General features: G+C 62.6%; 9 protein-coding genes. 8 read left to right on the top strand and 1 reads right to left on the bottom strand.

The annotated features are described in order from the left end of the window. The first annotated feature begins 1 nt into the window (after position 1). From QTJ18_RS20035 to QTJ18_RS20020, 4 genes are all read left to right on the top strand, one after another. Positions 2-880, top strand: coding sequence for a F0F1 ATP synthase subunit gamma (locus QTJ18_RS20035; RefSeq protein ID WP_252754359.1), 879 nt, complete (start codon positions 2-4; stop codon positions 878-880). A gap of 27 nt (positions 881-907) precedes the next feature. Next, positions 908-2,380, top strand: a complete 1,473-nt coding sequence (atpD, locus tag QTJ18_RS20030) for a F0F1 ATP synthase subunit beta (protein ID WP_252754360.1) — start codon at positions 908-910, stop codon at positions 2,378-2,380. 69 nt (positions 2,381-2,449) lie between these two features. Beyond that, a complete protein-coding gene (locus tag QTJ18_RS20025; RefSeq protein WP_252754361.1) occupies positions 2,450-2,857 on the top strand; it encodes a F0F1 ATP synthase subunit epsilon in 408 nt (135 codons plus the stop codon). Between the two features lie 481 nt (positions 2,858-3,338). After that, positions 3,339-4,268 (top strand): L-lactate dehydrogenase, encoded by a 930-nt coding sequence (locus tag QTJ18_RS20020; RefSeq protein ID WP_252754362.1) that lies wholly within the window; start codon positions 3,339-3,341, stop codon positions 4,266-4,268. A gap of 83 nt (positions 4,269-4,351) precedes the next feature. Here the strand turns inward: QTJ18_RS20020 and QTJ18_RS20015 are convergent, their stop codons facing one another. Beyond that, entirely contained in the window at positions 4,352-5,413 is a 1,062-nt protein-coding gene (locus tag QTJ18_RS20015; protein WP_252754363.1) for a PAS domain-containing sensor histidine kinase, read from the bottom strand. A 203-nt stretch (positions 5,414-5,616) separates the two neighbouring features. Between QTJ18_RS20015 and QTJ18_RS20010 the strand changes: the two genes are divergently transcribed. The 4 genes from QTJ18_RS20010 to fdhF all read left to right on the top strand — a co-directional run bounded on the left by QTJ18_RS20010 (position 5,617) and on the right by fdhF (position 11,730). Next, the gene (locus QTJ18_RS20010) at positions 5,617-6,552 is read left to right on the top strand and encodes a LysR family transcriptional regulator (RefSeq protein WP_252754364.1); all 936 of its coding nucleotides are present in this window, start codon (positions 5,617-5,619) and stop codon (positions 6,550-6,552) included. A 142-nt stretch (positions 6,553-6,694) separates the two neighbouring features. Next, complete coding sequence (locus tag QTJ18_RS20005) at positions 6,695-7,174, top strand: formate dehydrogenase subunit gamma (protein ID WP_252754365.1); 480 nt, start codon at positions 6,695-6,697, stop codon at positions 7,172-7,174. Continuing rightward, on the top strand, positions 7,171-8,727 hold the full coding sequence (locus QTJ18_RS20000) for a formate dehydrogenase beta subunit (protein WP_252754366.1): 1,557 nt from the start codon (positions 7,171-7,173) through the stop codon (positions 8,725-8,727). The genes QTJ18_RS20005 and QTJ18_RS20000 overlap by 4 nt, the downstream gene beginning before the upstream one ends. A 120-nt stretch (positions 8,728-8,847) precedes the next feature. Continuing rightward, complete coding sequence (fdhF, locus tag QTJ18_RS19995) at positions 8,848-11,730, top strand: formate dehydrogenase subunit alpha (protein WP_252754367.1); 2,883 nt, start codon at positions 8,848-8,850, stop codon at positions 11,728-11,730. The last annotated feature ends 7 nt before the right edge of the window (positions 11,731-11,737 follow it).

Below are 11,737 nucleotides of genomic sequence, written 5' to 3'. Positions count from 1 at the left end.
GATGCCTTCACTTAAGGATCTGAAAAACCGGATCGCCTCCGTCAAGGCGACGCAGAAGATCACCAAGGCGATGAAAATGGTCGCCGCGGCGAAGCTGCGCCGTGCGCAGGAGGCGGCCGAAGCGGCCCGCCCCTACGCGGAACGGATGGACCGTGTTCTCGCCAGCCTCAGTGCTGCCAATGCCGAAAACGCAGAGGCGCCGCTGCTGCTCAAGGGAACAGGCAAGACCCAGACCCATCTTCTGATCGTTGCCACGGGCGAACGCGGACTGGCCGGGGGTTTCAACTCCTCGATCATCCGCCTGGCCCGTGACCATGCGCTGAAGCTTCTGGCGGAAGGCAAGACGGTCAAGATCCTGACGGTCGGCCGCAAGGGCAATGACATCCTGCGCCGCAGCTTCCGCGAGAACATCGTCGACTACATGACGTTCCGCGAGGTCAAGCAGATCGGCTTCGTCAACGCCAACGAAGTGGCGCAGAAGGTGCTCGCGCTGTTCAACGCCGGTGAGTTCGACGTTGCGACGCTGTTTTATGCGCGCTTTCAGTCCGTCATTGCCCAGGTGGCCACTGCCCAGCAGATCATCCCGGCAAAGTTCGATCAGGATGCGCAGGCATCTTCCGCTGCTGCCCTTTATGAATACGAGCCGGGCGAACAGGAGATCCTGGAAGACCTTCTGCCGCGCAATGTCGCGGTGCAGATCTTCCGCGCGCTTCTCGAAAACAACGCTTCCTTCTACGGCGCGCAGATGTCCGCAATGGACAATGCGACGCGCAATGCCGGCGAGATGATCAACAAACTGACGCTGTCTTACAACCGCCAGCGTCAGGCGCAGATCACGAAGGAACTCATCGAAATCATTTCGGGCGCGGAAGCGCTCTGAAGGCCCAGAAAAGAAGGGTAAGACCACATGGCTAGAGCAGCGACCCTGAATACCACCGCAAGCACCGCGACGGAATCCGTCGGTCGTGTCACGCAGGTCATCGGCGCCGTCGTCGACGTTGCCTTCTCCGGTGAACTGCCGGCGATCCTGAATGCGCTGGAAACCGACAACAACGGCAACCGCCTGGTTCTGGAAGTCGCTCAGCATCTGGGCGAAAACCAGATCCGCGCGATCGCCATGGACTCGACCGAAGGCCTGGTTCGCGGCCAGCCGGTCGCCAATACCGGCGCACCGATCTCCGTTCCGGTCGGCGACGAAACGCTCGGCCGCATCATCAACGTCATCGGTGAAGCCGTCGACGAACTGGGCCCGATCCCGACCCAGGCCCGCCGCGCCATCCACCAGCCGGCTCCGGAATATGTCGAGCAGTCGACCGAAGCCGAGATCCTCGTCACCGGCATCAAGGTCGTCGACCTTCTGGCGCCATATGCCAAGGGCGGCAAGATCGGCCTCTTCGGCGGCGCCGGCGTCGGCAAGACGGTTCTCATCATGGAACTGATCAACAACGTTGCCAAGGCGCATGGCGGTTACTCGGTCTTCGCCGGCGTGGGCGAGCGTACCCGCGAGGGCAACGACCTTTACCACGAAATGATCGAATCCAAGGTCAATGTCGATCCGCATGAGAATAACGGCTCTGCAGCCGGTTCCAAATGCGCGCTCGTCTACGGCCAGATGAACGAGCCGCCGGGCGCCCGTGCCCGCGTCGCCCTGACCGGCCTGACAATCGCTGAAGATTTCCGCGACAAGGGTCAGGACGTTCTGTTCTTCGTCGACAACATCTTCCGCTTCACCCAGGCAGGTTCGGAAGTCTCGGCTCTGCTCGGCCGTATCCCGTCGGCCGTTGGCTATCAGCCGACGCTGGCGACCGATATGGGCGCCCTGCAGGAGCGCATCACCACCACCAATAAGGGATCGATCACCTCGGTTCAGGCCATCTATGTTCCGGCCGACGACTTGACCGACCCGGCACCGGCCACGTCCTTCGCGCACTTGGACGCCACGACCGTTCTGTCGCGTTCGATCGCCGAAAAGGGCATCTATCCGGCCGTCGATCCGCTCGACTCCACGTCGCGCATGCTCGACCCGATCGTGATCGGCGAAGAGCATTACGACGTTGCTCGTAAGGTCCAGTCGACGCTGCAGCGCTACAAGTCGCTTCAGGACATCATCGCCATTCTCGGCATGGATGAACTGTCGGAAGAAGACAAGCAGACGGTTGCCCGCGCCCGCAAGATCGAGCGCTTCCTGTCGCAGCCCTTCCACGTCGCTGAAATCTTCACCGGCGCACCGGGCAAGCTGGTTTCGCTGGAAGACACGATCAAGGGCTTCAAGGGCCTCGTGAACGGCGATTACGATCACCTGCCGGAAGCTGCCTTCTACATGGTCGGCTCGATCGAAGAAGCGATCGAGAAGGCTAAGAAGCTCGCTGCAGGCGCCTGATCCCAGACGGTGGAGCGCCTCGCAACGGCGCGCCATCTTTCCGCATAACGCTCAAAGAAGTGGACCGTCATGGCCGACTCTTTCCAATTTGAATTGGTTTCGCCCGAGCGCCTTCTCCTTTCGGAAAAGGTGACGGAGGTCGTGATCCCGGCGACACTCGGCGAGATGACCGTGATGGCGAAGCACGCGCCGACGATGACGACGATCAAGCCGGGCATGGTGACGGTGAAGCTGGCTGCCGGCGGGACCAAGAAATACGTCGTCTTCGGCGGTTTCGCCGACATCCTGCCGACGGGCTGCACGCTGCTCGCCGAATCGGCCGTGCCGCAGGAAGAGGTCAATCGCGACCTGTTCGAGTCGCGGATCGCATCCCTGCGCCAGGACATTACCGACGCGCCGACCGACGAACATCGCACGCAGCTCGAACTGATGCTGTCCGAGCTCACGCATCTGAACAAGTCGATCCTGCCGGGCTGATTGCCGGACACGGCAGATGCAAGCGGCCGCCAATGCGCCGGACCGAGACCCTCCATGAGGCGCAACTCGGTAGCCGCTCCGGCCAGCGCATCGAACAAAGACAAAGCCGGACCTTGCGTCCGGCTTTTCCGCATCTGAGCCTATGTGCATCCCGGCCTTGCTGCGTCCTCCACTCCTGCATCGCTCTTGTGAGCGTCCGAGCCTTCGCGCGTCTCGCCCGTTATAGCTTTGCCTGTCCGGGGCGGTCTCCTCGAAACGCCACTGGCCGAAACCCGGCGCATCGTCGCGGCATTGCTCTGCCTTTCTCCACCGCCATTCCACCCGCGCCTGGGCCGCTATGCAATGGAAGCTGCAGCTTTTCCATTCTGGAAGTTTACCCTTGTGCCCTTTCCGAATCCCTTTTGAGCAAGGTCAGGACGGAGAGCGCCGCATATCCTATCATCGGCCAGTGGTCAGATTCGGATGAGCAGGAGGATACAAGATGAAGGTCGCGATTATCGGAGCCGGCATGGTGGGCAGTGCCGCGGCCTATGCGCTGGCGCTGGCCGGCACGGTCAGCGAGGTCGTGCTGCTGGACCGCAATGGACGCTTGGCCAGCGCCCAGGCGGAAGATATTGCGCACGCCACGCCCTTCCATTCGGCAACCACGGTGAGGGCCGGCGGATATCAGGACCTGGAGGGTGCGCAGGTCATCATCCTGGCATGCGGCGTCAACCAGCAGCCGGGCGAGAGCCGCTTGTTGCTGCTGGAGCGCAATACGGAGGTGTTTCGTGCGGTCGTCCATCGGGCCCTTGCGGTCGCGCCGGACAGTGTCCTGCTCGTTGCCTCCAATCCCGTCGATATCATGACGCATATCACCACGCGGCTTTCGGGCCTGCCTCCGCAGCGGGTCATCGGCTCCGGCACCATCCTGGACACGGCCCGCTTTCGCAGCCTGCTAGGCCGCCATCTCGGCATTTCCGCCCAATCCGTGCACGCCTATGTGCTGGGCGAGCATGGGGATAGCGAGGTCCTGGCCTGGTCCAATGCCCTGGCAGGCTCCGTCAGGATCAATGCCTTCGCAGATCAGGTGGGGCGCCCGCTGGATGATGCGCTGCGGGCGGCGATTGATGACGACGTCCGCAATGCCGCCTATCGTATCATCGAAGGCAAGGGATCCACCTACTATGGTATCGGTGCAGGGCTGGCACGTATCGTCAAGGCGATTGCGCGTGATCAGCGAGCCGTTCTGTCGGTCTCCATCGTCACGCCGGATGTCGAAGGCGTGCGGGATGTCGCGCTGTCCGTGCCGCGGATCATCGGCGCTAAAGGTGTGCTGGGCGATCTGTTTCCGGAGCTGAGCGAGGAGGAGCATGCGGCGCTGAAACGAAGCGCGCGCCTGCTGCAGGAGAAGGCCGCCGGCCTGGTCTGAGCCGTGAAGCCAGGGGATCGCGCCACTCCTGAAGCGAGTGCTTTACGACAGTCTGCCACCGGCAGCACGGAGGGGGTGCAAAGCTAAAGCCGGTTCGTGCGCAGCTCGTAGCGCAGCCCATCCGCCTCATAAGTCAATTCGCCGGTTCCGCCGAAGTCATGCGGGGCGATCCGCTCCACCAGGGTCGTGCCAAAGCCACGCCTGCCGGGCGCCTGGACCGGAGGTCCACCGACCTCCTGCCAGGTCAGCTGGAAACCGCCCTCCTGCTCTTCCTCCCATGCGATCACCACGTAGCCGCTCTCATTGGAGAGGGCGCCATAGTGGATGGCATTGGTCACCAGCTCGTTCAAGGCAAGCGATAGCGAGAGCGACCGCTTCTCGTTCAACTCGATAGAGGCCGAGCCTTGCAGCCTGACGCGGTTGCGGTCGATGTTGTGGGGAGAAAGGGCTGCTTCCAGCACCTGTTGCAGGGGCAGGTCTCCGCGGTTCTCGTCCAGCAGCAGGGATTGGGCATTGGCGATGGTGTTGATGCGCTGCAGGAGCAGCGGGCGGACCTCCGCCACCGGCCGTTCCAGCCGCAAGGTTTGGCTGACAATGGAACTGACCGTCGCAAACATGTTCTTCATGCGATGATGCAGCTCGGAATTCATCAGGCGGAACTGGCGTTCCGCCGTGACCCGGGCGGTGGTCTCCACCACCGTGTGCACAATCCCGCCGATGCCGCCATCGTCATCGGCGAGGGGGCTATAGCCGAAGGTAAAGAATGCCTCTTCCGGAGCGCCGTTGCGCGCCATCATCAGCGCCAGATCCTCTTCAAAGCTTGCCGTGCCCGTCCGGGCCGCTTCGGCAACCGGTCCAAGTATGTCCCAGGCCTGCGCCCAGACCTCGGCAAGCGGATGCCCCATGGCATCGCCTTGATCGCCGAGAAGGAGCCGGTAGCCATCATTATAGATCAGGGTGAGGTCGGGTCCCCAGGCGATCGCTGTCGGGAAAGCGGAGTTGAGCGTCATGTTGACCGCCGTCTTCAGCGCCATCGGCCAATCCTGTGCAGGGCCAAGCGGCGTTGCCGCCCAGTCCAGCCCGCGCGCCAGCTCTGCCGCCCGGCCGATTCCCCGAAGAAATGACAGTCTTTCCGGTGTCGTCACGTCGATCCTTACCCCACAGCTTGTTGAACATGCTTGGCTCTTCCTGCTGTCGCACTTAGGGTGAAAACCGGGCATGGCAATCTTTCAACTGCGTCACCTGGCAGAGAGGGTGGAAGCCCGGGCGCGGCCGCCTGTCGGTTCAGCGCAGGAGATGACGAGCTCAGGCAGGGCCGGCCAAGCCGCAACAGAGACAGGACTGGCAGATGATCGACAAGCTGGAATTCTTCATCGCTTTGGCGGGCGCGGCCCATTTCGGCCGGGCTGCGGAGGAGTGCGGGATTTCGCAGCCGACATTGTCAGCCGCCATTCGTCAACTTGAGGATCAACTGGGTGTTGTCCTGGTTGTCAGGGGGTCCCGCTATCAGGGGCTCACGCCGGAAGGTCAGCGCGTGCTGGAATGGGCACGCCGGATCGTGGGCGATACGCGCACCATGCGCGAGGAGATGCGTGCCGCGCGCAAGGGCCTGGCCGGCCATATCCGGATCGCCGTGATTCCGACAGCGCTCGCCATGGTGCCGCGCCTGACCGAGCCGTTTCAGGCGCGCCACCCGGCGGTGACTTTTTCGGTGACCTCGCGCACATCGCTGCAGGTGTTGAGCCAGTTGGAAAATCTCGAAATCGACGCGGGAATCACCTATCTCGACAATGAGCCGCTGGGCCGGGTGACCACGGTTCCGCTCTATTCCGAGCGATATCACCTGATCGCAGCCACCGGAACGCCCTTCGCCGACCGCGACAGCGTGACATGGAAGGAGGTTTCCGGTCTTCGGCTTTGTCTATTGACTGCGGACATGCAGAACCGCCGCATCATCAACAAGCACATGGCGGAAGCCGGTGTCTGGGTAAAGCCGACCCTGGAATCCAATTCGATGATCGTCCTCTTCTCCCATATCCGCACCGGCCAGTGGGCGTCGATCATGCCGCGTAACGTTGCGGAATCCTTTGGTTTTCCTGAACAGATCAGAATGGTGCCGATTTCCGAGCCGGATGCGGAGCATCTCGTCGGCCTCGTCGCGACGCATCGGGAGCCGCACACACCGCTGGTCTCGGCGCTGCTTCACGAGGCAAGATCTCGCGCCGCAGCATCCGCCTTCGATAGAAATTTCCTATCGCTCCACAATACACCGTTATTGACCTGATCCGCTTCTATTCGTCATCCTTCACTAAAGCCAATTCCAGCGGGCTTTGCCATTGGCACGTCGATCGTGGGCTAACCCGGTGCGATGCAGGTCGAGAACGCTGGTCCGGCTTGCAGAGGCGTCGGTTTGGGAGGACTGACTGATGAACATCCGAGCGGTTGCCGTGGATGAGGCAACGCATATCGCCGATATCATTGAAGACTGTCGGCATCTGGAAGGTCCTCTGCTGCCCATTCTGCACGGCATTCAGCACGCATTCGGCTATATTCCGGAAAATGCCAAGCAGATGATCGCCGATGCCTTGAACATCTCGCGCGCCGAGGTGCACGGGGTTGTCAGCTTCTATCACGATTTCCGCGATCGCCCGGCCGGTCGGCACAGCCTTAAGCTCTGTCGCGCCGAAGCCTGCCAGGCCATGGGTGGCGACCGTCTGGCCGAGAGCGTCAAGGCGAGGCTCTCGCTCGACTGGCATGAAACAAGTGCCGATGGCGCCGTGACGCTCGAGCCGGTCTTCTGTCTCGGGCTCTGCGCCCAGGCGCCGGCCGCCATGCTGGATGGAAAGTTGCATGCCCGGCTCGACGAGGACTGTCTTGCCGACATTCTGGCGGAGGTTCGGGCATGACGATCACCGTCTTCGTTCCGCGTGATGCGAGCGCCCTGGCCGTCGGCGCCGATGCCGTTGCCGCGGCGATCGCTCAGGAAGCCGTCATTCGCGGCCAGGATGTGACGATTGTCCGCAACGGCTCGCGCGGCATGCTGTGGCTGGAAGTGCTGGTGGAAGTGCGCACCGCGCAGGGCCGGCTCGCCTATGGCCCGGTGCGGGTGGCGGATGTTCCCTCTCTCTTCGATGCAGGTTTCCTTGCAGGCGGCGACCATCCGCTCGCGCATGGACCGACCAAGGACATCCCGTTCCTGAAAGGTCAGACGCGGCTTACATTCGCGCGCTGCGGCGTCACGGATCCGTTGTCGCTCGAGGATTACCGCCACTATCAGGGTCTCAAGGGGCTTGCCAATGCCATCGCCATGCCACCCGCCGAGATCGTGGCACAGGTCACGCAAAGCGGGCTGCGCGGTCGCGGTGGCGCCGGTTTCCCCACCGGCATCAAGTGGAAGACGGTGGCCGAGGCGGCTGCCGACCAGAAATACATCGTCTGCAATGCCGATGAGGGCGATAGCGGCACCTTCGCCGACCGGATGATCATGGAGGGCGATCCCTTCGTCCTGATCGAGGGCATGGCGATTGCCGGCATCGCCGTTGGCGCCACCAAAGGCTATGTCTATACACGGTCTGAATATCCCCATGCCATCGCGGTCATGGAAGAGGCGATCCGGATTGCCCGGCGCGATGGTATTCTCGGCGCTTCCGTGCTCGGCTCCTCCTATGCCTTCGATATGGAGGTGCGCATGGGCGCCGGCGCCTATGTCTGCGGCGAGGAAACCTCCCTGCTCAACAGCCTGGAGGGCAAGCGCGGCGTGGTGCGGGCCAAGCCGCCGCTGCCGGCCCTTCAGGGACTCTTCGGCAAACCGACCGTCGTCAACAATGTCATGTCGCTGGCCTCCATTCCGGTCATTCTGGATCGCGGCCCGGCCTTCTACCGGGACTTCGGCGTCGGCCGGTCGCATGGCACGATCCCTATCCAGTTGGCCGGCAATCTGAAACATGGCGGTCTCTATGAAACGGCCTTCGGCCTCACCCTCGGTCAGCTCGTCAACGAGATCGGCGGCGGCACGATCACCGGCCGGCCGGTGAAGGCCGTCCAGGTAGGCGGACCGCTCGGCGCCTATTTCCCACCTTCGCTCTTCGACACGGTCTTCGATTACGAAGCTTTTGCCGCGGCCGGCGGGCTTATCGGCCATGCCGGCATCGTTGTCTTCGACGAGACGGTGGACATGCTGAAGCAGGCGCGCTTCGCCATGGAATTCTGTGCCGTGGAGAGCTGCGGCAAATGCACGCCGTGCCGGATCGGCTCGACCAGAGGCGTAGAGGTGGTCGACAGGATTTCGCGCGGCATCGAGCCGGAAAAGAACAAGGTCTTGCTCGAAGATCTCTGCAATACCATGAAGTTCGGTTCGCTCTGTGCGCTGGGTGGCTTCACGCCCTATCCAGTGATGAGTGCGCTGACCTATTTCCCGCAGGATTTCGCGCCGGCTCCGGTCCGGGAGGCAGCGGAATGATGGGCGAGAGCATGCTCAAGACCCCGCATATACCCTCTGGCCCGCCCGGCAGGGCAGAGGGGGGTAGCTCCTCGCGCCCGCATCAACCATTTGTCCAGAAGATCCGACAGGAGGCCATTCATGCCCCTCGTTCCTGAAATCGATTACGGTACGCCGGCGTCGAAAAGCGCCGAACTGGTGACGCTGACCATTGATGGCCGGGAGATCACGGTGCCGGCCGGCACATCCATCATGCGCGCCTCGATGGAGGCCGGCATCCAGGTGCCGAAACTCTGCGCCACCGATATGGTGGATGCGTTCGGCTCCTGCCGCCTCTGTCTGATCGAGGTGGAGGGCCGCAACGGTACCCCTGCCTCCTGCACCACGCCTGTCGCTCAGGGCCTCGTCGTCCACACGCAGACGGAGCGTCTGAAGCAGATCCGCAAAGGCGTGATGGAGCTCTATATTTCCGATCATCCGCTCGACTGTCTCACCTGTGCGGCGAACGGCGATTGCGAATTGCAGGACATGGCGGGCGCCGTCGGCCTGCGCGATGTCCGCTATGGCTACGAGGGCGACAACCATGTGAAGCCACGCTCGCCGGTGGGTGAGATCAATGCGCAGTGGATGCCGAAGGACGAGAGCAATCCCTATTTCACCTATGATCCCTCGAAATGCATCGTCTGCTCGCGCTGCGTGAGGGCATGCGAGGAGGTGCAGGGGACGTTTGCGTTGACGATCGAGGGCCGGGGCTTCGACAGCCGCGTCTCGCCGGGCGCGCATGAGGCCTTCCTCTCCTCCGAATGCGTGTCCTGCGGCGCCTGCGTGCAGGCCTGCCCGACCGCCACGCTGACCGAGAAATCCGTCATCGAGATCGGCCAGCCCGAGCATTCGCTCGTCACGACCTGCGCCTATTGCGGCGTCGGCTGCTCCTTCAAGGCGGAGATGCGCGGCGAGGAACTGGTGCGCATGGTGCCTTGGAAGGATGGACAGGCCAATCGCGGCCACTCCTGCGTGAAAGGTCGGTTCGCCTATGGTTACGCAAGCCACAAGGATCGCATCCTCAATCCGATGATCCGCGAGAAGATCACCGATCCCTGGCGGGAGGTCACTTGGGACGAGGCCTTTGCGCATGTGGCGTCCGAATTTCGCCGCCTGCAATACCAGTATGGGCGCGAAGCGATCGGCGGCATCACCTCCTCGCGCTGCACCAATGAAGAAACGTTCCTCGTCCAGAAGCTCATCCGGGCAGGCTTCGGCAACAATAATGTCGATACCTGCGCGCGAGTCTGTCATTCACCGACCGGCTATGGTCTCGGCCAGGCCTTCGGCACCTCCGCGGGAACGCAGAATTTCGACAGTGTCGAACAGTCGGATGTGGTGCTGGTGATCGGCGCCAATCCGACGGATGGTCATCCGGTTTTCGGCTCAAGGCTGAAGAAGCGGCTGCGCCAGGGCGCAAAGCTCATCGTGATCGATCCGCGCCGGATCGATCTGGTGCGCACCCCGCATGTGGAAGCCGCTTTCCATCTGCCGCTGAAGCCGGGCACCAATGTGGCGGTGCTGACCGCCATCGCCCATGTCATCGTGACCGAGGGACTGTTCGACGAGGCCTTTATCCGCGAGCGGTGCGACTGGTCGGAATTTCAGGATTGGGCAGGCTTCGTTGCCGAGCCGCAGCATTCGCCGGAGGAAACGGAGCGCTTCACCGGTGTTCCCGCCGCGGATCTGCGGGGCGCGGCGCGCCTCTATGCCAAGGGCGGCAATGGCGCAATCTATTACGGTCTCGGCGTGACCGAGCACAGCCAGGGCTCCACCACCGTCATGGCTATCGCCAATCTGGCCATGGCGACCGGCAATATCGGGCGTCCCGGGGTTGGCGTGAACCCGCTGCGCGGCCAGAACAATGTCCAGGGCTCGTGCGACATGGGATCCTTCCCGCATGAATTGCCGGGCTATCGGCATATTTCCGACGACGCGACCCGCGAAACCTTCGAGAAATTGTGGGGGGTCACGCTGCACAATGAACCGGGCCTGCGGATACCCAATATGCTGGATGCCGCAGTCGATGGCACGTTCAAGGGGATCTATATCCAGGGCGAGGATATTCTCCAGTCGGATCCGGATACGAAACATGTGTCGGCCGGTCTGGCGGCGATGGAATGTGTCGTGGTGCATGACCTGTTCCTCAACGAGACGGCCAATTACGCGCATGTCTTCCTGCCCGGATCGACCTTCCTCGAGAAGGACGGCACATTTACCAATGCCGAGCGCCGCATCAACCGGGTTCGCAAGGTCATGACCCCGAAAAACGGTTATGCGGATTGGGAAGTCACCCAGAAGCTGGCTCAGGCCATGGGCCTTGCCTGGAATTACGCGCATCCCGCACAGATCATGGATGAGATCGCCGCCACCACGCCGAGCTTTGCCGGCGTCTCCTATGCCTATCTGGAGGAGAAGGGTTCGGTGCAGTGGCCCTGCAACGAGGCCTTCCCGGAGGGATCGCCGATCATGCATGTCAATGGCTTCGTGCGCGGTAAGGGTAAGTTTATCCGGACCGAGTATGTCGCGACGGATGAACGCACGGGGCCGCGCTTCCCGCTTCTGCTCACCACCGGGCGCATCCTGTCGCAGTATAATGTCGGCGCCCAGACCCGTCGCACCGAGAATGTGGTATGGCATGCGGAAGACCGGCTGGAGATCCACCCGCATGATGCCGAGCAGCGTGGCATCAAGGACGGCGACTGGGTGAAGCTGGCGAGCCGCGCCGGCGAGACGACGCTCAGGGCGCTGATTACCAATCGCGTTGCGCCCGGCGTGGTCTATACCACCTTCCACCACCCGAATACGCAGGCCAATGTCATCACCACGGACTTCTCCGACTGGGCCACCAATTGCCCGGAATACAAGGTGACGGCCGTGCAGATCTCACCCTCCAACGGCCCCACCGAATGGCAGGAGGATTACGAGGAACTCAGCCGCCGCTCCCGCCGCATTGGCGGCAAACTCGAAGCGGCGGAGTAAGGCGGCG

This window comes from Rhizobium sp. SSA_523, assembly GCF_030435705.1.
GTDB lineage: Bacteria > Pseudomonadota > Alphaproteobacteria > Rhizobiales > Rhizobiaceae > Neorhizobium.
The sequence above is the reverse complement of the archived record's forward strand: the minus strand, read 5'-3'. Positions and strand labels throughout refer to the sequence as shown.

Bases quoted from the DNA above. Each gene is read 5' to 3' on its own strand.
- QTJ18_RS20035 (WP_252754359.1), top strand. From the start codon at position 2: ATGCCTTCACTTAAGGATCTGAAAAACCGGATCGCCTCCGTCAAGGCG.
- atpD (WP_252754360.1), top strand. From the start codon at position 908: ATGGCTAGAGCAGCGACCCTGAATACCACCGCAAGCACCGCGACGGAA.
- QTJ18_RS20025 (WP_252754361.1), top strand. From the start codon at position 2,450: ATGGCCGACTCTTTCCAATTTGAATTGGTTTCGCCCGAGCGCCTTCTC.
- QTJ18_RS20020 (WP_252754362.1), top strand. From the start codon at position 3,339: ATGAAGGTCGCGATTATCGGAGCCGGCATGGTGGGCAGTGCCGCGGCC.
- QTJ18_RS20010 (WP_252754364.1), top strand. From the start codon at position 5,617: ATGATCGACAAGCTGGAATTCTTCATCGCTTTGGCGGGCGCGGCCCAT.
- QTJ18_RS20005 (WP_252754365.1), top strand. From the start codon at position 6,695: ATGAACATCCGAGCGGTTGCCGTGGATGAGGCAACGCATATCGCCGAT.
- QTJ18_RS20000 (WP_252754366.1), top strand. From the start codon at position 7,171: ATGACGATCACCGTCTTCGTTCCGCGTGATGCGAGCGCCCTGGCCGTC.
- fdhF (WP_252754367.1), top strand. From the start codon at position 8,848: ATGCCCCTCGTTCCTGAAATCGATTACGGTACGCCGGCGTCGAAAAGC.